This window comes from Brucella pseudintermedia (assembly GCF_008932435.1).
In the GTDB taxonomy this organism is placed as follows: Bacteria; Pseudomonadota; Alphaproteobacteria; order Rhizobiales; family Rhizobiaceae; genus Brucella; species Brucella pseudintermedia.
In genome coordinates, this window is the sequence record NZ_WBWE01000006.1 from 162,059 (window position 1) to 184,155 (window position 22,097).

Consider the following 22,097-nt stretch of genomic DNA (forward strand, 5'->3'; position numbering starts at 1 on the left):
ATTGAAAATAACAAAGCGTGTGTTTGTTGTGTCAGCCTGCATCCTTGAACAGCACGCTCTGGTCGAACAGGTAGCGGTTGGAAAGCGGCAGGCTCGCCGCGCCCACCGCCTTGGCATGGACGCCAACCTTGCCCTCGATGATCTCCGGCGCGCGCAGGCCCTGCAAGTCGAGACATGAAAGCTCAATGCGGGTCGCTTCCACGATGCGGTGGCGCACATTGCCCGGCAGCCAGCCGTCGATGACGGCGGCGGGAAAGTCGATGACGGAAGCAGCCGCCACCGCCGCATGGGCCAGCCCGCGCGCGGCAAGCGCCACCCATTCGTCGAGCGGGGTGCCGAAATTGCGCCAGTTTTCCGGCGAAAGCCACAGGTCGTCGGACGGCAGGTTGCGCTCCTGCAACATGCGTTCGAGGACGAACAGCGAGGCCGTGTCGATAAGCTGCAAGGTTTCGCCGCGCTCCCACGTGCCGCGCATGCGCATCGGCATGGAGCCGAGCGCGCCCGCATTGCCGGTGCGTCCGGGATAGAGCGTGTTGTTCAGCACCACGCCGCCGCCGATGAACGAGCCGATGAAGAAATAGACGAAATCGGTAAATTCAGGCCCGCGGCCAAAGGTCAGTTCCGCGCCGCAAGCCGCCGTTCCGTCATTCTGGATGAAGACCGGAAACGAGAATGCATGGGCGAAATCGCCGACCAGATCCGCACCGAGCCACGCGTCCAGGTCCGCGGCTGGCGCGCCCACTTCCTCGACCCAGTTCCACAGTTCAAAGGGAAGCGCGATGCCGAGCCCTGCAATGCGCCCGCGTTTGCCGGGATCGAGAGCCATGGTGAAATCGGCCACGCTGTCGATGGTAAAGCTGCGGATTTCATCCGGCACCGGCCAGCGATAGGTGATGTGCCGCCGCTCGCGGATCGCGCCCAGAAAATCCATCAGGATGATTTCCGCGCTGCGCCGCCCGATCTTGAGGCCGAAGGAGAAAACCCCGTCGGCGGCAAGACGCATCGGCATGGAAGGCTGGCCGACGCGACCGCGCACGCGCTCGCCCTGCGTGATGAGGCCGTCTTTCTCCAGCGCCCGGATGATGACGGAAACCGTCTGCGCCGAAAGCCCGGTCAGGCGCGCAATGTCGGCGCGGGCAAGCGCGCCGTGCCTGCGCACCAGCGCCAGAACCAGCCGCTCATTATAGGCGCGCACGCCGATCTGGTTGGAGCCGCGATTGACGTTCGCGCCCGGCCCGGCGAATTGCTGCATGGCGGGACCCGGCGTGCCGGAAAGTGTACCGTAAACTGTATTGGAAACTGTACCGGGGACGGTATCGGCCGATCCGCTGTACGGCTCGCGTTCAACTTTATGACTGACCATAGCCTCTCCCAGATTCCGGCCCATGGGGTGCAATCGGAATGCGGCCATGGCGTGCGGGACTTCCTAAACCAAACATCGAAGGAGAAAAACCCCAAAATGTGCGGGACATCAAATAAAAACAATCGCTTAAGATAGGTCCGGGATGAAGTGGCAGCTTGTCGTCTGCCTTCTCGATCCTCTCTCCTCCGCCTTCCAGAGTGACACAGCACATTAATAAATCAAGTGGATTTATTAATTGACTCTGTTTTAAAGCCGTGTTTTGCTTCTCCCCTGCCGGGGGAAGAGGAACCGGTTTCAATCTGGGAGGAGTCCATGAAGAAGACAGTTCTGTCGGCAGCCTTTGCTGCCTTCGCGCTTGGCGCTGCCGCCATTCCATTGAGTGCGGCCAATGCCGCCGATGCGGGCGCGTGCCTCATCACCAAGACCGACACCAACCCGTTCTTCGTCAAGATGAAGGAAGGTGCTGTCGCCAAGGCCAAGGAGCTGGGCGTCAATCTCAAGACCTATGCGGGCAAGATCGACGGCGATTCCGAAAGTCAGGTCGCGGCCATTGAAACCTGCATCGCCGATGGCGCCAAGGGCATTCTCATCACCGCTTCCGACACCAAGGGCATCGTGCCGTCGCTGCAAAAGGCGCGTGAGGCGGGCATGCTCATCATCGCGCTCGACACGCCGCTGGAGCCAGCCGACGCGGCGGACGCAACCTTTGCCACCGACAATTTCCTCGCCGGTGAGCTGGTCGGCAAATGGGCGGCGGCAACGCTTGGCGACAAGGCCAAGGACGCGCATGTGGCCTTCCTCAACCTCACCGCATCGCAGCCGAGCGTCGACGTGCTGCGCGATCAGGGTTTTGCCACCGGCTTCGGCATCGATCCGAAGGACAAGACCAAGCTCGGCGACGAGGACGATCCGCGCATTGCCGGTCGCGACCTGACCGACGGCAACGAGGAGGGCGGACGCCGCGCGATGGAAAACCTTCTCCAGAAGGACCCGAACATCAATGTCGTCCACACCATCAACGAACCTGCCGCCGCCGGTGCCTATGAGGCGCTGAAGGCCGTGGGCCGCGAAAAGGACGTGCTGATCGTCTCCATCGATGGCGGCTGCCCCGGCGTGAAGAATGTCGAGGCGGGCGTGATCGGCGCGACCTCGCAGCAATATCCGTTGCAGATGGCGGCACTTGGCATCGAGGCGATCAAGAAATTCGCCGACACGGGCGAAAAGCCGAAGCCGACTGAAGGCAAGGATTTTGTCGATACGGGCGTGTCGCTCGTCACCGACAAGCCGGTTGAAGGCGTTCCGTCCATCGACACCAAGACCGCGCTCGACAAGTGCTGGGGCTGACGGGCTCTTTGGGTTCAGGTCCGGCAGATCGCAAGATTTGCCGGCCCTTTCTGCGGGCAGGAGACAGAGATGAGTGAGCCACAGGCGGCTTCCGCTGCACAAAAACCGTCTATGCAGGACTATGAAAAGACCCTGTCGCAGAGCGCGGCGGAAGTCGCCTCCTTCGATGCGGGCGACCGGTCGCTGCTTTACCGGATGCGCAATTTCCTGCATCACAATCCCGCTGCCGTGCCGCTGATCGTGCTCGTCCTGTCGCTGCTGATCTTCGGCGTAACGCTCGGCGGCAAGTTCTTCTCCGCCTTCTCGCTGACGCTCATCCTGCAGCAGGTCGCCATCACCGGCATCGTCGCGGCGGCGCAGACGCTGGTGATCCTCACCGCCGGCATCGACCTTTCGGTCGGCGCCATCATGGTGCTGTCCTCGGTGGTGATGGGCCAGTTCACCTTCCGCTACGGGCTTCCCGCAGAGCTTGCCGTTCTCTGCGGCTTTGCCACCGGCGCGCTCTGCGGCTTCATCAACGGCTTTCTGGTGGCCTATGTGCGCCTGCCGCCCTTCATCGTGACGCTCGGCATGTGGCAGGTGATCCTCGCCACCAACTTCCTTTATTCGGCCAATGAGACCATCCGCGCGCAGGAAATCACGGCGGAAGCGCCGATCCTGCAATTTTTTGGCGAGAGCATCCGCATCGGCGGCGCGGTCTTCACCTATGGCGTCATCGCCATGGTCCTGTTGGTGCTGCTGCTCTGGTATGTGCTGAACCATACCGCCTGGGGACGGCACGTCTATGCCATCGGCGACGATCCGGAAGCGGCGCAGCTTTCCGGCGTGTCGGTCAAGCCGATCCTCATGTCGGTCTATGTGCTGGCCGGTATCATCTGCGCGCTTGCAGGCTGGGCGATGATCGGTCGTCTCGGTTCCGTTTCACCCACAGCGGGTCAGTTCGCCAATATCGAATCGATCACCGCCGTGGTGATCGGCGGCATATCGCTCTTCGGCGGGCGCGGCTCCATCCTCGGCACCATGTTCGGCGCGCTGATCGTCGGCGTGTTTTCGCTGGGCCTGCGCCTGTGGGGCACCGATCCGCAGTGGACCTATCTCCTCATCGGCGTTCTCATCATCGCCGCCGTCGCCATCGACCAGTGGATCAGAAAGGCTGCCGCATGAAAACGAACATAACGCCTGTTCTGTCGGCCAAGGGGCTGGTCAAGCGCTATGGTCGCGTTACCGCACTCGATCATGCCGATTTCGATCTCTATCCCGGTGAAATCCTCGCGGTCATCGGCGACAATGGCGCCGGCAAGTCCTCGCTCATCAAGGCGCTGTCCGGCGCGATCAAGCCGGACGAGGGGGAAATCCTGCTTGACGGCAAGCCGGTCAGCTTTCATTCGCCGATGGAAGCGCGGCAGGCGGGCATTGAAACGGTCTACCAGAACCTTGCGCTGTCGCCTGCGCTTTCCATCGCCGACAATCTGTTTCTGGGCCGCGAAATCCGCCGCAAGGGGCCGCTCGGCTCGCTGTTCCGAATGCTGGATCGCGGCGCGATGGAAAAGATCGCGCGCGAAAAACTGTCCGAGCTGGGCCTCATGACCATCCAGAACATCGGTCAGGCGGTGGAAACCCTGTCCGGTGGTCAGCGTCAGGGCGTCGCGGTGGCGCGCGCTGCCGCCTTCGGCTCCAAGGTGGTCATCATGGACGAGCCGACGGCGGCGCTCGGCGTCAAGGAATCGCGCCGTGTGCTGGAGCTCATTCTGGACGTGAAGCGGCGCGGCATGCCCATCGTGCTCATCTCCCATAACATGCCGCATGTGTTCGAGGTCGCCGACCGCATCCATATTCACCGGCTCGGACGCCGCCTGACGGTCATCGACCCCAAGGAATATTCCATGTCGGATGCCGTGGCCCTGATGACCGGCGCGATGAGACCGAAGGAAGCGGCTTGAGTTTCTGATAGGCTGACAGGACGAATCACGGAAACCGAACATGACGCCTATCGAGCGCGAAGCCCTGCCTTCGGAAATTCTTGCGCGGCTGGCGCAAACCGGCGACCGCCTGATCGTGGCCATTGCAGGCCCGCCGGGAGCCGGAAAATCCACTCTTTCCGACTATCTGCTCCATGCCATCAACAAGGGCGGCGAAACGCCGTCCATCGTCGTGCCCATGGACGGGTTTCACCTTGATGACGCCATTCTCGACAAGCGCGGATTGCTGAGCCGCAAGGGGTCGCCGCCGACCTTCGACTGCGCCGGGTTCGCGGTGCTGCTGCAACGGCTGAAACAGGCGGAGGGCGAAATCTTCATCCCGGTCTTCGACCGCTCGCTGGAGCTTTCCCGCGCCGCCGCATCCGTGGTCGGGCCGGAACATCGCGTGCTTCTGGTGGAAGGCAATTACCTGCTACTCGACCGGGAACCATGGGCGCAGCTTGCGCCGTTTTTCGACATGACGGTCTATCTGGACGTGCCTTTTGACGAGCTGGAGCGCCGCCTTGTCGACCGCTGGCTCGGTTTCGGCTTCGATGCCGAAACGGCCCGGAACCGCGCCCTTTCCAACGATATTCCCAATGCCGAACTGGTGGCGGCACAGTCGCGCGAGGCGGATTTTATCGTCAGGATGAGCGCAGGATAACAGGGAATTGCGCCTTTCAAGGGTTGCGGCGACGCGCCTGCGTCTGCATGATGGCAAAATCGCTTCATCAGTTTCCGACCGGAATAGTTCCCCATGACGACATATGTTTTCGCGCCGCCCCCGCAGCCGTTTCTGCCGGTGAAGGGAACGGATGCGCGCTTTCCCGTGCACCGCATCTATTGCGTGGGCCAGAACTACGCCGATCACGCCATCGAAATGGGCGGCGACCCGACCCGCAATCCGCCTTTCTTCTTCCAGAAGAACCCGGATTGCCTCGTGATCGAAGGCGGCGATTTCCCCTATCCGCCGAAGACCGAGGACGTGCATCACGAGATCGAACTGGTGGTGGCGCTGAAGACCGGCGGCACCGACATTGCGCTCGAAAAGGCGCTGGACCATGTTTATGGCTACGCGGTCGGCATCGACATGACGCGCCGCGACTTGCAGGCCGTGGCCAAGAAGGCCGGTCGCCCATGGGAAGTGGCGAAGGCGTTCGAGCATTCCGCGCCCTGTTCGGCCATCGTGCCGGTATCGGAAATCGGCCACCCGCAAAACGCCGCGATTTCGCTTTCCATCAATGGCGAGACGCGCCAGTCGGGCGACCTCAACCAGATGATCTGGAAAGTGGCGGAAACCATTTCCTACCTGTCGTCGCTCTTTGAGCTGCGCCCCGGCGATCTTATCTTTACGGGTACGCCTGCGGGCGTTGGCCCGGTGAAGCGCGGCGACCGTCTGGAAGGCAAGGTGGATGGCGTGGGGGAACTGTCCGTCACAGTCGTTTGAACAGCCGGAGGAGCATGAATGAGCATCTATCTTCCCGAGGACGTGCACGACGCCTTGGAGCGTTTCGTCGCTGAAAAGCACCCCGGCCTCAACCAGACCGAGGCGGTGACGCTTATCCTGCGCAAATGGCTGGTGCGCGAGGGCTACCTCGCGGCGGAGCCGGAACACGGCACCCCGCCGGATGAACTGAACGCGACCAATGACGACTGAACAGGGCAGCAAGTGACTATGGCCAAACAGCCGCCGGAAGGAGCGGGCCGCAAGGCCACGCTCGGGCGACGTCTTTTGATTCTGACAATTCTGGCAATCTTGCTGGTGATCGCGCTCGTCTGGTCGAGCATTTATCTCTTCGATCCGAATGGCGGGCTGGACTTTGACGATCTTGCTATTTTTGCCTTGAATTTCAACGCGGTAGATATGCCGGTGCGCCGCATCCTCTGAGTGCGTTAATCTTTTTGTTACCATTTGAAATATTCATTTTGGCCGTGTCCTGACGTTTAGCGCTTCCGTTTGCCGTCTTTTGCATGGTACATGATCCTCATCGACCGAAAGAATATTGACTGAAACGGGTGTCCTGCGACGCCTGTAAAGCCAAGAGGATCTGGATGGCATTCGAGGACATCAAGGCGGAAATTGCGCTGCTTTTCGAGCAAATGGTGAATCAGCCGCAAGACGCTCATGAAATCCGCGAAACGGTTCGCGAGAAGCTCAATGCGCTGCGCGCAAGCGGCCTGCCTCTGCCGGACGATCTGGTCGAGCTTGAAAAACGCATCGAACAAGATTTCGATTCCTGAGAACGGGTCCGGTCATGCGTCTCCAGCTTTCTTCTTCCGCTGATATGGTCCGCAAGGGCATTCTGCTTCTGGGTTGTGCCGTGGCGCTCAGCGCCTGCAACACCACCGATGGCGGCAAGCCGGTGAAAACGGCGCTGATCACGCAGACCGATACATCCGGCAAGACCGTTGCCGCCGCAGGCAGCCCTGCCGCTGGCGCGGCGACAGATGCCGCAGGCACGGCGACCGCCGATGCGGGCGCTGCAGCCGGAACGCAGACCGTCGCAGCCGTCACCGATCCTTCCGATCCGGTGCTGCCGGCAATCGTTCCCATTCCCGGCATTCGCGGCCAGTCTGAACCGATGATGGCCTATGCGGGCGCACAGGCCGCAGCTTCGCCCGCTTCCGTTGCCGCCAATATGGCTTTCGAGACGCCGGACCATGCGCCGGGAGATCTCGATGCGCTCATTACCAAATATTCCGTCGCCTATGATGTGCCCGAGCGCCTTGTGCGCCGGGTTGTGCACCGCGAAAGCCGGTTCAATCCGGCTGCTCGCAACGGGCCCTATTGGGGTCTGATGCAGATCAGCCATCCGACTGCGCGCGGCATGGGCTATACGGGTTCGGCCAAGGGCCTGCTCGATGCGGAAACCAACCTGAAATATGCGGTTCGCTATCTGTCCGGCGCCTACAAGGTGGCCGGCGGCGACGAGAGCCAGGCGGTCCGCTATTATGCGCGCGGCTATTATTATGATGCCAAGCGCAAGGGATTGCTGCAGGAAACCGGCCTTGACGGCAGCTGGAAGCGCAGCGGCCCGACCCGTGAGGCAGCCGCTTCCATCGAACCTGCTTCCTTGCCGGAAGGTGCCGCCGCACCGCTTCCGGGCGTAGCACCTATACAGGCTTCCTACACACCGGCGGCTCAATAACGAACTGTCATCTTGACGCTGCAATGTAATGGCAGTTTCCTGTTGAGGGCGCATCCCGAAAAGCGTGAAACGGTTTTCGGGATGCGCGTTAAAACAAGGACCGGAGCGCCGATCTGATCCAGTCAGATCGAAACGCGCTCGGGAACCGACGACAGGAAACCGCATGAATGTAAGACTGCCGCATCCCATCAAATGGAAATATGACCGGGCCGAACTGTGGGCCGATGGCGTCATCCATGTTCTGGGTGTGGGGCTTGCGCTTGCTGGCGCGATTGCCATGCTGGTCTATTTCCTGCCGAACATGCCCGCAGCGATCTCGATCTCGTCGGGCGTCTACCTCGCGAGCCTTCTGGCGGCGCTTGGAATTTCTGCCGTCTACAATATCTGGCCGGTTTCGCCGACCAAATGGTTTTTGCGCCGGTTCGACCATTCGGCGATTTATCTCCTGATTGCCGGAACCTACACGCCTTTTGCCATGCATATGGGCGACCGCGCGCTGCCGCTGCTGCTGTTCGTGTGGAGCGTGGCTTTTGTCGGCATCATGCTGAAACTCTTCCTTCCGGGGCGTTTCGACAGGCTGTCGATCCTGCTTTATCTGGCGCTCGGCTGGAGCGGGGTGATGGTCTACGACACCATGGTGCAATCGCTGCCGCCTGCCGTCTTCTGGCTGATTGCAGCCGGAGGCATGGTCTATTCGCTGGGCGTGATCTTCCATGTCTGGGAGCGGCTGCGTTTTCAGAACGCCATCTGGCACGGCTTTGTCGTGGTGGGCGCGGCGCTGCATTATTGTGCCGTGTTCTTTGTCGGCGCATGGAACTGAAGCCCGGTCTATTTCGGCTCTGACCGCCTGCAAATGGCACACTTCTGCGCTTCCGGTGCTCATGTACCCTAAAGTACACTCCGCTCCGGTTCTCGAATTGCACCATTTTCGTCGCGTCATAGCCAAAATAGCCAACGGGTTTCGAGCGCGTGATTGCTCAATGAAAGTCGCGTGAGTTCGGCATAATCCTCATATTTCGCGGATGATGCGCCATCTGCGACGGCGCGACGAGGCGCTGGGCTTCGCGCCCGCTCATCTCGATCAAGGCCGCCGAACGGTCCTGCAATTTTGCCGCCACCAGATGCACCACCCCTTCCGGGCTGCGCTGGATGCGCCCTTCGATATGGATCAGCCGCGCGCCCATCACTTCGCGGCGAAACGCCTTCATGATCTTCGGCCAGACAACAATATTGGCGATGCCGGTTTCATCCTCGATGGTGAGGAACACCACGCCCTTGGCGCTGCCGGGGCGCTGGCGCACGGTGACGACGCCAGCCACCTTCATGCGGCGTCCGTCCGCACCTTCCTGCACGGCGCGGCAGGTGGAAACGCCTTCCGCCGCAAGTCCCTCGCGCAAATATTGTAGCGGATGCCCTTTCAGCGAAAGCCGCGTCGTTTCGTAATCGGCAATCACATGCTCGGACGCCGCCATTTCAGGCAGTTTCGTGCGCGGCTCCTCCGCCAGTTCGCTGGTCGCGGCGGCGCGGAACAGCGGCAGCGTCTCGTCATTGGGCAGGCGGCGCACGGCCCACAATGCTGCGCGCCGGTCGATATCGAGCGAGCCGAAAGCATCGGCATCGGCCAGAAGCGTGAAGGCGCGCCGGTCGAGCCGCAGCCGCCGATGCATGTCCTCGATGGTGCGGTAAGGCTCTTGCCGGTCGGCAATCAGAAGTTCGGCGTCCCGCTTGGCAAAGCCGTCGATCTGGCGAAAGCCGAGCCGCAGCGCCGGTCGGATATCGAGCGTATCCTCCAGAATATTGTCCCACTGGCTGAAATTCACATCGACGGGCAGCACCGTCACGTCATGTTCGCGCGCATCGCGCACGATCTGGGCGGGCGCGTAAAAACCCATGGGCTGGGAATTGAGAAGCGCTGCGGCGAAGACTTCCGGGTGATGGCACTTGATCCAGGCGGAAATATAGACCAGATGCGCAAAGCTTGCCGCATGGCTTTCAGGGAAGCCATATTCGCCGAACCCCTTGATCTGGTTGAAGCAATTTTCGGCAAAGGTCCGCTCATAGCCGCGCCTGACCATGCCTTCGATCATCTTCTGCTCCATCGTATGGATGGTGCCCATCTTGCGGAAGGTGGCCATGGCGCGGCGCAGCTGGTTGGCCTCGTCGGGCGTGAATTTTGCGGCTTCCATGGCAATGCGCATGGCCTGTTCCTGAAACAGCGGCACGCCTTTGGTCTTGCCGAGGATCTGCCGCAACTCGTCCGCCGGTCCATGTTCCGGCGCGGGCGACGGCAAGGTGGAGGGCTCCTGTCCGTTTCGCCGCCTGAGATAAGGATGCACCATGTCGCCCTGAATGGGGCCGGGCCGCACGATGGCGACCTCGATGACGAGATCGTAAAACTCCTGCGGCCGCAGGCGCGGCAGCATGTTCATCTGCGCCCGGCTTTCCACCTGAAACACGCCGAGCGAATCGCCCGTGCACAGCATGTCGTAGACGGCTCTGTCCTCACGCTCGACGGTTGCCAGCGTCAGCTTCTGCCCGCCATATTTTTCCGGCTTGTGCTGGTGAATGAGGTCGAAAGCCTTGCGGATGCAGGTGAGCATGCCAAGCGACAGCACATCGACCTTCATCAGCCCCAACTCGTCAATGTCGTCCTTGTCCCATTCGATGAAGGAGCGGTCCTTCATCGCCGCCGGGCCGATGGGCACGGTCTCGTCGAGTCGGTCGCGGGTGAGCACGAAGCCGCCGACATGCTGCGACAGGTGGCGCGGAAAGCCGATCAGCGTGATGGCGAGTTCCACCGCGCGCCGGATGATCGGGTTGTCGGGATCGAGACCCGCCTGCCTTATATGCTGCTTGTCGATGCCCCCGCCCGATATGCCCCACACCGTATTGGCGAGCGCCGCCGTCACATCCTCGGTCAGCCCCAGCGCCTTGCCGACATCGCGGATGGCGCTGCGCGAGCGATAGCTGATGACGGTCGCGACAATGGCGGCGCGGTCTCTTGAGTAGCGATCATAGACATATTGCATCACCTCCTCGCGCCGCTCATGCTCAAAATCGACGTCGATATCCGGCGGCTCCTGCCGCTCGGCGGAGATGAAGCGCTCGAACAGGAGATCCACTTGCGTCGGGTTCACGCCGGTAATGCCGAGGCAGAAGCAGACAACGGAATTGGCCGCCGAACCGCGGCCCTGGCACAGAATGTTCTTGGAAATTGCAAACTGCACAATGTCATAGACGGTGAGGAAATAAGGCTCGTATTGAAGCTTGGCGATCAGCGCCAGTTCCTTGTTGATCAGCGCCTGCACTTTTGGCGGGATCGTGTCCGCGCCGTAATGGCGGGCAGCGCCTTCCCAGGTGAGATCATGGAGGTGCTGGCGTGCTGTCTTGCCGGGCGGGATGGGTTCATCGGGATAGGCATATTTCAGCTCATCAAGCTGGAAGGTGATGGGCGCGGCGAAATCGGCGGTCGCCGCGATGGCTTCAGGATAATCGCGGAACAGCCGCGCCATTTCATGCGGCGGTTTCAGGTGGCGCTCGGCATTCTTTTCCAGAAGCCGCCCGGCATCGAAAACGGTCGTGTGGTGGCGCGTGGCTGTCAGCACATCCTGAAGCGGGCGGCGGTCCGGGTGATGATAGAGTACGTCATTGGTGGCGATGAGCGGCACATTGGCTGCGGCTGCGAAACGGGCGGTGCGTTCCGCGCGGCGTCCGTCCTGCCCCTGATGCGGCATGGCGAGCGCCAGCCAGACCGAGCCGGGCGCGGCCTTGGCGATATCCGCCAGCCGCGTGGCAAAATCCGGCTGGTCTTCCTCGGGAGGAAAAACCGCGATCTGGAATTGCCGCGCGCGAAACAGGAGGTCGCCCCATTCGAGGTGGCATTCGCCCTTGATGGCGGCGCGGGTCTTGCCCTCGCTCAGCAGGCGGCACAATTGCCCATAGGCGGCGCGGTCACGCGGATAGACGACCATCTCCGGCGTGCCGTCGATGAAGGACAGGCGGCAGCCGATGAACAACCGGAAATCGCTTTTCTTGCGAATCTCCTTCCATTCCGCATGGGCGCGCACCACGCCGGCCAGCGTGTTGCGGTCGGCAATGCCGAGGCCGGACAGGCCAAGCTCATGCGCATGCTCTACCAGTTCTTGCGGATGCGAAGCACCGCAAAGGAAGGAGAAATTGCTGGCGGCAGCCATTTCAAAGTAAGGAATCATCACGCAAAAAGCCCATGCAGAAACCAGCGCGGATGATTGACGCCGTCAAAAAGCCCCTCGCGAAAAATCCAGAAGCGCTGGCCGTTTTCGTCCTCCACCCGGTAATAATCGCGCAGTTCCGGCACGTCCTGCCCGATTGCGCGCCACCATTCCGGCTCGATCCGTTCCGGCCCTTCGGCAAGGCGCACCTGATGGCGCACCCGCCGCCACAGAAAGAACGAGGGCGGGCTGTCGGGCACTTCCGCCACGCTGTCGATCGGCTGCGGCGGGCGAAACAGTTTTATGGGACGGGCAGGTGGATCGCCGGGAAGCTTGGGCGCGCTTTCGTATTCGGCTGCGCGCTTGCCGTTCGTGTGCAGGGCAGGGACAAGGCCGAAAGCGCGCTCCGGCATATGCGTGTTGCGCGCAAAGGAAACGAGAACGCGGTCCTGTCCAAGCCGCGCCGAGAGCCGGTCGACAAGCTGGCTGAAACCGGCTTCATCCTCTTCATGCTGGTCAAGTCCGGTCTGGCGCTGGGTTATCGCGCCGCTGCGCAGCGCTGCCAGCCGGATCATGTCGAAGCCGAAACCGGCGTCGAGCGGGTCGGTCAAGGCGTTGAGCCTTTCGCGCGCAAGGCGCAGGAAAACCCTGTCGTCGCGCAGCGGCTGGCCGGTTTCGACATGGACATGACGCACGTCGCCATCGACACGGAAGAACGACGCTTCAACCAGAAGCGCGCCTTTGCCCTCCGGTTCAAGCTGCGCAAAAAGCGCCTGCGCCAGTTCCTGCAAGATATGTTCCACCAGCTCCATCCCCGTCACCGGCTCCGACAGGCGGCGTTCGGCGATGCTGAGCGGCATGATGCGCAAGGGGGAAATCGGCGCGCGTTCCTGCCGCGCCAGCCGGTCAAGCTTTGTTGCAAGATCGGTGCCGAAGCGGGCGGTGAGGGCAGAGCGCGGAAGCCCCATCACATCGCCGATCCGTTTCAACCCGGCGCGCTTGAGGCCGGTTTCGGCGGCTTGCGTCAGTTCAAGCGCGGATAGCGGCAGGCGGGGAAGGTGGCGGTCGGCCTCCGCCTTGCTGAACACGCCGCCCTTCGTTCCCCGCGCCAGAAGCCGCGCGGCTAAACTGTTATCGGCAATCGCCGCCTGCACTTTCAGCCCGGCGCGTTCAATGCGGCGGATGGCGTCGGCGCGCATGGGGGCAAGCCCGCCGAACAGATGCGCGCAGCCCGTTATGTCGAGCATCAGGCCATGCGGCTCATCCAGGGCGACGAGCGGCGTATAGCGCTCGCACCAATGGGCAAGGCGCTTGAGCATTGCCGCGTCGTGTTGCGGCGCGGCTGTCGCCACGTCCAGCCTTTCCACGCGGGCGCGCGCATCGGTCAGCGCCATGCCGGGGAAAAGGCCGAGCCTTGCCGCCGCCGCATCCACCGCCGTCAGGCGCAATGCATTGGCCGTGCGCTCGGTCACCACCAGGGGCAGGCGCTCCCTGCCGTCATGCGGAACGGCGCGGCGAAGCCGGTCGGTCGGCAGAAACGGAAACCACAGGGCGAGAAACAAGCGTTCTGCCGTCCCGTTCTCTTGCACCAAATTCAAGGGTTTCATTGTTCCATTCCATGATCCATTGCCCGCATGTGCCGTGGCGGTTGCGCTCCAGCACGGCGGAAAAGGCCGGTTTTCCCGGCGCGTTCGCTCCGCTGGAGCGCGATGGCGCGGGCGCCACCCGCCAGCGGCTGACGGCAGCACTTTGCACCGCCGTCCGGTGGCTCCTGAGCAGGATGACCGGCAATTGCGCGGTCTCGCTCGCCAGAAGCAGGCGGCGCGATGCGGTGAGGTCGAGACATTTCGGCTGGCCTGTCACCGCGGCGACGACGCCGGAAACCAGATGCGAAGCCTTGCCGCCGCTGCCTGCCTCCAGCGCATCGTTCGCCGCTTTCAGCACATCCTGCGCACTGGGGCAGCGCACGATCAGAAGCCGCGACGGATCGATCCCGAAGGCATGAAGCCCCGGCGGATAAAGCCCGCCATATTCGCTCGCCGCACTTTCCTCCTCGATCCAGATGACCGGCCTTGTTTCCTGCGTCGCCCGCAGCACCAGCGCCAATGCAAAGCCGGTTGCGGCCATATGCGCGCCCGGATTTTCGGCAAAAACCTCATGCAGCGCATCGCCCGCCAGACCATGCGGAAAGGCGGCATCGGCCCCGGCAAGGCCGAGCGTGAAACTGCGTGCGCGACCGAAGCCTGCTTCCGTCCCGCTTCCTGTTCTGCTGGCAAAACTGCCTTGCGGATCATTGCCTGCAATGGCCGTAACCATGCGCCGCAACGCCGCGATGTCGATGCCGCTCACGTTCGATTCCTGTCAAATTGTTCTCTATTTGTTCTAGTATTGAATCGAGCAGGCGAAGAGTCAAGGGAAAGAAGTGCAGATGGAAATCCTTGCCGGACATGCTTTGGAGTTATATATGAATCATATATGATCTGTATATGGACCGCATAACGAGGAAACCATGGGTATCGTAAAGATCGGTGACGAGCTGCACGAGGAATTGCGCAAGGCGAGCGACGTCATGTGCCGTTCGATCAATGCGCAGGCAGAATACTGGATGAAGATCGGCATGCTGGCGCAGGCGCATCCCGACCTGTCGTTCAACGAGATCGTGCAGATGCAGTTGCGCGCAGCGCAGGTCGAGCTGCCGGTTCTGCCGGTTCTGGCAGTGCAGCAGCCGTCATGACCAAGACCCCGGCCGAAGTGGAAAAGATGGCGGCATCCGGAGCGCTGCTGGCCTCGGTTTTTGCCCTTCTCGACCGCACGCCGCTGGCGGGCATGACCACGATGCAGGTCAACGATCTGGTTGAGGATTACATCACCCGCGACCTGCAGGCGCGGCCTGCCAGCAAGGGGCAGTATGACTATCCTTATGTGCTGAACAGTTCGAGGAACGAGGTCGTCTGCCATGGCATGCCCTCGCATGACGAGATCATTCAAAACGGCGAGATCATCAATTTCGACATCACGCTGGAAAAGGACGGCTATATCGCCGATTCCAGCAAGACCTACATGGTCGGAGAGGTTGCGCCCTTTGCCTCGCGCCTCGTCCGGGTGACTTATGAGGCGCTGTGGAAGGGGATTGCCGCCGTGCGTCCCGGCGCGACCTTGGGCGATATCGGCCATGCCATCGAGCGCCACGCCAAGCGGCATGATTACAGCATCGTGCGGGAATATTGCGGCCACGGCATCGGTCGCGAGATGCATGAGGAGCCGCAGGTCCTGCATTTCGGCAAGCCCGGCACCGGCGCTCGCCTGCGCGAAGGCATGGTCTTCACCATCGAGCCGATGCTCAATCAGGGAACAGCCAAGGTGAAGCAGGAAAAGGACGGCTGGACGGTGGTGACGCGCGACGGAAAGCTGTCGGCGCAGTTCGAGCATACGGTGGCGGTCACCTCGAACGGCGTGCGGGTGCTGACCTTGCGCCCGGGCGAGGAAAAGATGCTGGCCAGCATCAAACATGCGGCCTGAATAAAGAAAAACGCCCTCCGACGGGGAAGGCGTTTCACTTTTGGCTGTTTTCCGAACCCTTCACCTTGGCGGTTCGAGGCTCATTTCCCCTTCGACAAGCTCAGGGTCCATTCGCACCTCACCATGAGGTGAAGGGCGGTAGCGCCCGCAGTAACCCTCATCCTGAGGTGCGAGCGAAGCGAGCCTCGAAGGACGAGGGTGCTTGGATCAGCCAATCGGGCTTATTTCCTGTCGCGCGCGGCGAGCGTGCGCAGGCGCAACGCATTGAGCTTGATGAAGCCTGCGGCGTCCTTCTGGTCGTAAGCGCCCTGATCGTCCTCGAAGGTGACGAGCTTGTCGGAATAGAGCGACTTTTCCGATTCACGGCCGATCACCATCACATTGCCCTTGTAGAGCTTGAGCGTGACTTCGCCTTCGACATGGCGCTGGCTGTGGTCGATTGCGGCCTGCAGCATTTCGCGTTCCGGCGAGAACCAGAAGCCGTAATAGATCAGCTCCGCATAGCGCGGCATCAGCTCGTCCTTCAGGTGCGCCGCACCGCGGTCGAGCGTGATCGATTCGATGGCGCGGTGCGCGGCGAGCAGGATCGTGCCGCCCGGCGTTTCGTAGACGCCGCGCGACTTCATGCCGACGAAGCGGTTTTCCACGAGGTCGAGACGGCCAATGCCGTTGTCGCGGCCATAATCGTTGAGCTTGGCAAGAAGCGTTGCAGGCGACAGACGCTCGCCATTGATGGAAACGGCGTCACCCTTTTCAAAGCCAATCTTGATGATCGTTGCCTTGTCGGGCGCGGTTTCCGGCGAAATGGTGCGCATATGCACATATTCCGGCGCCTCGACAGCCGGATCTTCCAGAACCTTGCCCTCGGACGAGGAGTGCAGCAGGTTGGCGTCGACGGAGAACGGCGCTTCGCCCTTCTTGTCCTTGGCGACGGGGATCTGGTGCTGTTCGGCAAATTCGAGAAGCTGCGTGCGGCTCTTGAACGACCAGTCGCGCCATGGGGCGATGATCTTGATGTCCGGGTTCAAGGCATAGGCCGAAAGCTCGAAGCGAACCTGGTCGTTGCCCTTGCCGGTCGCGCCGTGGGCGATGGCGTCGGCGCCGGTCTTTTTCGCGATCTCGATCAGATGCTTGGAGATCAGCGGGCGGGCAATCGAGGTACCGAGCAGGTAGACGCCTTCATAGACGGCATTGGCGCGGAACATCGGGAAGACGAAATCGCGCACGAATTCCTCGCGCACGTCCTCGATGAAGATTTCCTTGATGCCCAGCATTTCCGCCTTCTTGCGGGCCGGTTCAAGTTCCTCGCCCTGACCGAGATCGGCGGTAAAGGTCACGACTTCCGCGCCCAGTTCCGTCTGAAGCCACTTCAGGATAATCGAGGTGTCGAGGCCGCCCGAATAGGCGAGAACGACTTTCTTAACGTCTTTCAGCTTGCTCATAGTTACTTCCGTCCAATGCGGTGCGGTTGAGGCTCTGATGGAACCCAACTGATATATCCGCAAGTCTTTTATCAGTTGCCAAGCGCCGCGCAAGCCGAAGGGCTGCGACTTATCGCGAAAACTGATGCGGTATCATGTGGCCTGCGGTTCGCCGACCTCATAAACAACCAGATTGCGGTCGCCGATGCCAAGCTCGGGCCAGGCGGCCCGCCATTCGGCAATGTGGGCGGAGGCAAAATGCCGGTCGAGCGCGGCGCGGTCGCGCCAGAACTCCTTGACATGGATCAGGCCCGGTTCCAGCACGTCCTCGGCATAGCCATAGTCCACGCAGCCATCCTCCGCACGGCTGGCCGCGATCATGGCCCGCATGGCCTTGCGCGCCCGGTCGAGGTTTTCCGGCGGCAGGCGGACGGTCCCCACGATCAGCAGCATTCCGGTCTCCATTCCGCTGTTCCCTTTGCCGGGAAATTATTCTAGCGTGCGCCATCTCTTGGAGCACATTTCGATGTCTTTTCTGACGAACCTGACTTTCATTCCCGAATGGACGATCTTTGTCCAGTTCGCGATAGCAACCGCGATCCTTTCCATCACCCCCGGTCCCGACATGACGCTGTTCGTCGGGCGCGCCCTTTCCGAAGGCAAGGCCGCGGGCTTTGCCTGCATGGCTGGCGCCAGCACCGGCATCGTCATTCACACCACTATGGTGGCGCTCGGCCTTTCGGCGCTGATCATCGCCTCGCCTGCGGCTTTCACGGCGCTCAAGATCGTGGGCGCGGGCTATCTGGTGTGGCTCGCGGTGCAGGCGATCCGCAAGGGATCGGCCTTCTCGCCGGAAAAGAATGGCGGCAAGAAGCATACGCTGTTCCAGAACTGGCTGACCGGGCTTGGCATCAATCTTCTGAACCCGAAGATCATCCTGTTCAACATGACCTTCCTGCCGCAGTTTGTCTCCGCGCACGACCCCCATGCCATGGGCAAATTGTTCTTCCTCGGCCTGTCCTTCATTCCGATGGCGCTGCCCTTCACCATTCCGATGGTGGTGGCGGCAGATCGCTTTGCCGGGCTCCTGAAAAAGAACCCGACCGTAACGCGCATCGTGGACTGGATGTTTGCGGGTGTATTTTCGGCCTTCGCGCTGAAGATCATCACGGCGCAGGCGAAGTAAAACGCTTACTCAGCCGGGCGGGATAAAAGCCGTCCGGCGTTGCGGCCTGCGAGCAGCCAATAAACGAAGCTGCCGACCACGCCGGCGCCTGCGATAGCGGCAATCCAGAGCGAACTTTCCGACACGCTGCGGGTGTCGCTGAAGGGAAGCGATGCGCTTGCGGCGGCAAGCCCGATCAGCGTGCCCGCCACGCAATAATAGAGCGACGACCTATAACCGCGCGCTTCGGCCAGAATGATCAGGACGAGGGCGGGAACGAAGCTGAATCCGCCAGCCAGCATGGCAAGCGCGAAGCCGCCGACAAAGACGGCGCTCCAGAAGCTGGTGGCCGCGAAGAACGAACCGGCATCCGTGTCGCTCGCCATCATGACGAAATCGTTCATGAACGAATCGATGCCCAGGGTACGGAAAAGGATGGCGGCCAGAAACCAGCCTGCCGCCAGCAAAGCGCAGCAATAGCCGAATACCACGATGACGAAGCGCGTTATGTAGTCAAAAGTATCGTTCAAGCGCGCTCCCTCTCGGTCTATTCGCCGTGGCCTGCGATCATCATGGCTTCCAGCGCAAGGCGCTCGCTCTTGCGCAGGCGTTCGGATTCCGATTTCAGCTGGCCGCAGGCGGCGAGAATATCGCGGCCCCGCGGCGTACGGATCGGCGATGCATAGCCGGCCGCGTTCACATAATCGGCGAATTTCTCGATCTGCTCCCAGTCCGAGCACTGGTAATTGGTGCCGGGCCACGGGTTGAACGGGATCAGGTTGATCTTGGCCGGAATTCCCTGCAGCAGCTTCACCAGAAGCTTGGCATCCTCCAGGCTGTCATTGATGTCCTTCAGCATCACATATTCAAAGGTGATGCGCTTGGCATTGGACAGGCCCGGATATTCACGGCAGGCTTTTATGAGCTGTTCCAGCGGATACTTCTTGTTGATCGGCACCAGAATGTCGCGCAATTCGTCGCGCACGGCATGCAGCGAAATGGCGAGCATGACGCCGATTTCGTCGCCGGTGCGATAGATTTCCGGCACGACGCCGGAGGTCGAAAGCGTGATGCGGCGCTTGGAAAGGGAGAGGCCGTCGCCATCGGAGGCGATCAGCAGGGCCTTCTTCACTTCCTCGAAATTATAGAGCGGCTCGCCCATGCCCATCATCACGATATTGGTGATCTTGCGGCCCTCGGCAGGCACCATGGCGCCATCCGGCGTGTCCTTGTCCGGGAAATCGCCAAGCCGGTCGCGCGCCGTCAAAAGCTGCGCCAGAATTTCTTCCGCGGTCAGGTTGCGCACCAGCTTCTGCGTGCCGGTATGGCAAAACGAGCAGGTGAGCGTGCAGCCGACCTGTGAGGAAATGCACAGCGTTCCGCGGCCTTCCTCCGGAATATAGACGCTTTCGATTTCGACCGGACGGCCCGCACCGCGCGGCGGAAAGCGGAACAGCCACTTGCGAGTTCCGTCCTGCGAAATCTGTTCCTCGACCACTTCGGGGCGCTGAATGGTGAAATGCTGCGCCAGAAGGGCGCGCAGATCCTTGGAAATATTGCGCATGTCGGCGAAATCGGAAACGCCGCGCACATAGAGCCAGTGCCAGAGCTGGCTGATGCGCATTTTCGTCTGCCGTTCCGGCACGCCGACCTTGATCAGCGCTTCGGCCATTTCCTCGCGCGACATGCCGATCAGCGACGGCTTTGCCTCCAGGCTGGCGCGCGCATGGCGGGCAAGCTGGTCGCGCGTATCATCAATGGTAAGGTCGAACGAAATGGACATCTGTCTTCAACTGTTGGAAACGGGCGCCTTGAGCGCGTCTATAAGCTTTGCCAGACAATCTGGCTCGAATTCATGGGTAAATAGGGTCGGACAGCCGACATTGCGACCCTGTTGCGCGCGCTCTTAGCACACAATATCGCATTCGTCATCCTACATGAAAACCGGTCTGCCATGCAGGAATGCAGGGCGAAAGAAAAGCCGGACACGAGGCCCGGCTTTCAAACGCATCCAGTCGCTTGGATTACTTGCACTTCTGGATGGCTTTCAGCGCATCCGAAATACCTTTAAGCGAATAGGTGTAGTTGGTCTTGGTGCCGCGCTTCGACTGTGCCTGCACCTTCATTTCCGAACCGCCGCGCATGGCTGCGATGAGCTGCGGCTCTTCGGCGGCATTTTCCATCCATCCGGACTTGCCGTTGACGAACATGTTGAAGCTGCGGTTGCCGATGGAAACGACGACCTTGGCGTTGGTGTTGAGGTCGTAACCGGCCATGAACTGCGGTTCGAACGAGATGTTCTGGCCGGGCTTCTGGCTCACGAGGAAGAAGTTGTCACCGTGATCGACATTGGCCGGAGCCTTCTGGGTCGGTACGGAGAGGACATAGCAGACCTTGCCGTTGCCCGACTGATAGCTATAGGCGCCCCAGGCATTGAACTGGCTGATCTGGCTCGGGGTCTGGGCGAGTGCCGAACCCGCCATCCCAATCATGAACACAGAAGCCGCGACGATCGATTTTCCAAGCATTGGTTTTTACCGGTTCTCTTTCGTTTGCTTCAAACTTGAATATCGGGATGCCGCCGTTCATCACGCCGTCCCGCTCAGTTGCCGATTAAAATGCCTTAATCTGGGTTACCAAACGGTGAAGTTTCGAAAGAAAACTTGAATGAGCAGCCAAGTCGCCCCGCCATCCCTTGGGGGAAGTTGAATTAAAAGAAAGCGGCGTCAGTAAGGCAGTCGGTTAGGGGAATAGGGGAATAGGGGAATAGGGGAATAGGGTGCGAAGCGGATGGGGATAAGGCAAGCTGAATATTTGCCATGTTCCAAAATAATGTTCGCCTCCCTTACTCCCTTACTCCCTTACTCCCTTACTCCCTTACTCCCTTACTCCCTTACTCCCTTACTCCCTTATCAGCCAACGCCTGCTTCGCAGCCAGCCGGTGCGCGGGTGTGATGTGGGCGCGAACGGCGGTCAGCGCCGCCATCAGCACGGCAACGTCGTCCGTGAAGCCGATACCCGCCAGAATGTCTGGAATAGCGTCGAACGGCAGGACGAAATAGGCAAGTGCGGCCATCAGCGTCATGCGCACGCGGGCCGGCGTCCTCTGGTCGAGCGCGCAGTAATAGGCGGCGACCACCTCGTCCATGAACGGCACCATGCGACCGGCGCGGCGCGCGGCCTTCCAGAATCCGTTCTTCACCCGCTCGCTGCGCTTCTTGAATTCGCTCTCGCTGCCGGGTTCGAGGATTTCACCGATTCTGACGTCATCCATTCTCGTTCAACTCCTGTCGTCCTGATTCCGATCATCGAATGCAGGTTATGACCGGCTAAAAATGGGGAGTTTGCGCTGCCCTTGCAAGTCCGGGCGATTTCTCCGGTCCGATCCTGCAAGAACCATCAGCTACAACGCCCCCGTCAAATCCCCAAAATACAGATTCGACCGGATCGCTTTCACGCTGGAGCGATGCCGCATGAATGGAGGTTTTGATGCATTTGACCGGCTATGGGGAAAATTTCATCCGCAGCGACCGTTCAACACGGCTGTTTCGCGGCAACCAGCTGCTGGCCGCCGGAAGCGAGGACGACAATATCACCATCGATCTGTTCGAACCGGGGTGCTACGATGCCGCCGTCTATCTGCGCTTCCTCTTCGGCGCCGGAATCTCGCTCAACACGCTGCGCGGCACCTCCAGCCAGAACTGGATACCCATCCTGAATTTCCGGGCGGGCGAACAATGGAACGGCTATTCGGCGCTTCCTTATGGCAAGGCAATCGGTTTCTATGACGTTCAGGCGGGGCATGTTTTCCATGCCGCCATTTCGCTCGGAGACGTCTATATCCGCGGTGTCCACGGCGGCAAGCTCGGCCAGAACTGGCAGGATCGCATCAATCTGACCCGTGTTCTTCCCTATTCGAGCCGCAACCCCGAGGGCAGCTTCAATTATGATCGCCGGAAGATTTATGTATACATCTCAAAACTTTAAA

At 61.0% G+C, this 22,097-nt stretch carries 24 protein-coding genes; 14 read left to right on the plus strand and 10 right to left on the minus strand.

What is annotated here, in order from left to right; genetic code table 11:
• Positions 1-31: 31 nt before the first annotated feature.
• Entirely contained in the window at positions 32-1,363 is a 1,332-nt protein-coding gene (locus F9K78_RS10030) for an ROK family transcriptional regulator (RefSeq protein ID WP_121987072.1), read from the minus strand.
• A 312-nt stretch (positions 1,364-1,675) separates the two neighbouring features.
• Between F9K78_RS10030 and F9K78_RS10035 the strand changes: the two genes are divergently transcribed.
• From F9K78_RS10035 to trhA, 10 genes are all read left to right on the plus strand, one after another.
• Positions 1,676-2,707: a sugar ABC transporter substrate-binding protein gene (locus tag F9K78_RS10035; protein WP_121981374.1), complete on the plus strand. Its 1,032-nt coding sequence runs from the start codon at positions 1,676-1,678 to the stop codon at positions 2,705-2,707.
• Between the two features lie 69 nt (positions 2,708-2,776).
• Entirely contained in the window at positions 2,777-3,871 is a 1,095-nt protein-coding gene (locus tag F9K78_RS10040) for an ABC transporter permease (RefSeq protein WP_121981375.1), read from the plus strand.
• On the plus strand, positions 3,868-4,647 hold the full coding sequence (locus F9K78_RS10045) for an ATP-binding cassette domain-containing protein (protein ID WP_121987071.1): 780 nt from the start codon (positions 3,868-3,870) through the stop codon (positions 4,645-4,647). Before F9K78_RS10040 ends, F9K78_RS10045 begins: the two co-directional genes overlap by 4 nt.
• A gap of 40 nt (positions 4,648-4,687) precedes the next feature.
• Positions 4,688-5,329 (plus strand): nucleoside/nucleotide kinase family protein, encoded by a 642-nt coding sequence (locus tag F9K78_RS10050; protein ID WP_121987070.1) that lies wholly within the window; start codon positions 4,688-4,690, stop codon positions 5,327-5,329.
• A gap of 93 nt (positions 5,330-5,422) precedes the next feature.
• Positions 5,423-6,112: a fumarylacetoacetate hydrolase family protein gene (locus tag F9K78_RS10055; RefSeq protein ID WP_121987069.1), complete on the plus strand. Its 690-nt coding sequence runs from the start codon at positions 5,423-5,425 to the stop codon at positions 6,110-6,112.
• Positions 6,113-6,130: 18 nt separating this feature from the next.
• Positions 6,131-6,322: a ribbon-helix-helix domain-containing protein gene (locus F9K78_RS10060; RefSeq protein ID WP_121981378.1), complete on the plus strand. Its 192-nt coding sequence runs from the start codon at positions 6,131-6,133 to the stop codon at positions 6,320-6,322.
• 18 nt (positions 6,323-6,340) lie between these two features.
• Positions 6,341-6,553, plus strand: a complete 213-nt coding sequence (locus tag F9K78_RS10065) for a hypothetical protein (protein WP_121987068.1) — start codon at positions 6,341-6,343, stop codon at positions 6,551-6,553.
• A 164-nt stretch (positions 6,554-6,717) separates the two neighbouring features.
• A complete protein-coding gene (locus F9K78_RS10070; RefSeq protein WP_121981380.1) occupies positions 6,718-6,906 on the plus strand; it encodes a hypothetical protein in 189 nt (62 codons plus the stop codon).
• Between the two features lie 14 nt (positions 6,907-6,920).
• Positions 6,921-7,814: a lytic transglycosylase domain-containing protein gene (locus F9K78_RS10075; RefSeq protein WP_121987067.1), complete on the plus strand. Its 894-nt coding sequence runs from the start codon at positions 6,921-6,923 to the stop codon at positions 7,812-7,814.
• Positions 7,815-7,977: 163 nt separating this feature from the next.
• On the plus strand, positions 7,978-8,634 hold the full coding sequence (gene trhA / locus F9K78_RS10080; protein ID WP_121987066.1) for a PAQR family membrane homeostasis protein TrhA: 657 nt from the start codon (positions 7,978-7,980) through the stop codon (positions 8,632-8,634).
• A gap of 157 nt (positions 8,635-8,791) precedes the next feature.
• Here trhA and F9K78_RS10090 read toward each other — a convergent pair whose 3' ends face one another.
• From F9K78_RS10090 to F9K78_RS10100, 3 genes are read right to left on the minus strand one after another with little or no spacing between them, the layout of a single operon-like run.
• Positions 8,792-12,025: an error-prone DNA polymerase gene (locus F9K78_RS10090; RefSeq protein ID WP_121987064.1), complete on the minus strand. Its 3,234-nt coding sequence runs from the start codon at positions 12,023-12,025 to the stop codon at positions 8,792-8,794.
• The gene (locus F9K78_RS10095) at positions 12,025-13,566 is read right to left on the minus strand and encodes a Y-family DNA polymerase (protein WP_121987063.1); all 1,542 of its coding nucleotides are present in this window, start codon (positions 13,564-13,566) and stop codon (positions 12,025-12,027) included. The genes F9K78_RS10090 and F9K78_RS10095 overlap by 1 nt, the downstream gene beginning before the upstream one ends.
• Positions 13,502-14,353 carry an ImuA family protein gene (locus F9K78_RS10100; RefSeq protein ID WP_121987062.1) on the minus strand — a complete coding sequence of 284 codons (852 nt, stop codon included), beginning with the start codon at positions 14,351-14,353 and terminating at the stop codon, positions 13,502-13,504. The genes F9K78_RS10095 and F9K78_RS10100 overlap by 65 nt, the downstream gene beginning before the upstream one ends.
• A gap of 160 nt (positions 14,354-14,513) precedes the next feature.
• On the opposite strand from F9K78_RS10100, the gene F9K78_RS10105 reads away from it, so the two are divergent.
• Both F9K78_RS10105 and map read left to right on the plus strand, forming a co-directional pair.
• Positions 14,514-14,738: a ParD-like family protein gene (locus F9K78_RS10105; RefSeq protein ID WP_121987061.1), complete on the plus strand. Its 225-nt coding sequence runs from the start codon at positions 14,514-14,516 to the stop codon at positions 14,736-14,738.
• Positions 14,735-15,523, plus strand: a complete 789-nt coding sequence (gene map / locus F9K78_RS10110) for a type I methionyl aminopeptidase (RefSeq protein ID WP_121987060.1) — start codon at positions 14,735-14,737, stop codon at positions 15,521-15,523. The genes F9K78_RS10105 and map overlap by 4 nt, the downstream gene beginning before the upstream one ends.
• A 221-nt stretch (positions 15,524-15,744) precedes the next feature.
• On the opposite strand, the gene F9K78_RS10115 is transcribed toward map, so the two are convergent.
• Complete coding sequence (locus F9K78_RS10115) at positions 15,745-16,965, minus strand: argininosuccinate synthase (RefSeq protein ID WP_121981388.1); 1,221 nt, start codon at positions 16,963-16,965, stop codon at positions 15,745-15,747.
• A 132-nt stretch (positions 16,966-17,097) separates the two neighbouring features.
• Positions 17,098-17,397, minus strand: coding sequence for a putative quinol monooxygenase (locus F9K78_RS10120; RefSeq protein WP_121987074.1), 300 nt, complete (start codon positions 17,395-17,397; stop codon positions 17,098-17,100).
• A gap of 73 nt (positions 17,398-17,470) precedes the next feature.
• Here F9K78_RS10120 and F9K78_RS10125 point away from each other — a divergent pair, with 73 nt between their 5' ends.
• The gene (locus tag F9K78_RS10125; RefSeq protein ID WP_121981389.1) at positions 17,471-18,130 is read left to right on the plus strand and encodes a LysE family translocator; all 660 of its coding nucleotides are present in this window, start codon (positions 17,471-17,473) and stop codon (positions 18,128-18,130) included.
• 5 nt (positions 18,131-18,135) lie between these two features.
• Here the strand turns inward: F9K78_RS10125 and F9K78_RS10130 are convergent, their stop codons facing one another.
• The 4 genes from F9K78_RS10130 to F9K78_RS10145 form a co-directional block, all read right to left on the minus strand.
• The gene (locus F9K78_RS10130; protein WP_121981390.1) at positions 18,136-18,639 is read right to left on the minus strand and encodes a hypothetical protein; all 504 of its coding nucleotides are present in this window, start codon (positions 18,637-18,639) and stop codon (positions 18,136-18,138) included.
• Between the two features lie 17 nt (positions 18,640-18,656).
• The gene (rlmN, locus tag F9K78_RS10135) at positions 18,657-19,892 is read right to left on the minus strand and encodes a dual-specificity RNA methyltransferase RlmN (protein ID WP_121987059.1); all 1,236 of its coding nucleotides are present in this window, start codon (positions 19,890-19,892) and stop codon (positions 18,657-18,659) included.
• A gap of 241 nt (positions 19,893-20,133) precedes the next feature.
• Entirely contained in the window at positions 20,134-20,637 is a 504-nt protein-coding gene (locus F9K78_RS10140) for an invasion associated locus B family protein (RefSeq protein WP_121981392.1), read from the minus strand.
• Positions 20,638-21,002: 365 nt separating this feature from the next.
• Entirely contained in the window at positions 21,003-21,383 is a 381-nt protein-coding gene (locus F9K78_RS10145; RefSeq protein ID WP_121985787.1) for a YkvA family protein, read from the minus strand.
• A gap of 215 nt (positions 21,384-21,598) precedes the next feature.
• On the opposite strand from F9K78_RS10145, the gene F9K78_RS10150 reads away from it, so the two are divergent.
• Positions 21,599-22,096 carry a hypothetical protein gene (locus F9K78_RS10150; RefSeq protein WP_235925406.1) on the plus strand — a complete coding sequence of 166 codons (498 nt, stop codon included), beginning with the start codon at positions 21,599-21,601 and terminating at the stop codon, positions 22,094-22,096.
• The last annotated feature ends 1 nt before the right edge of the window (position 22,097 follow it).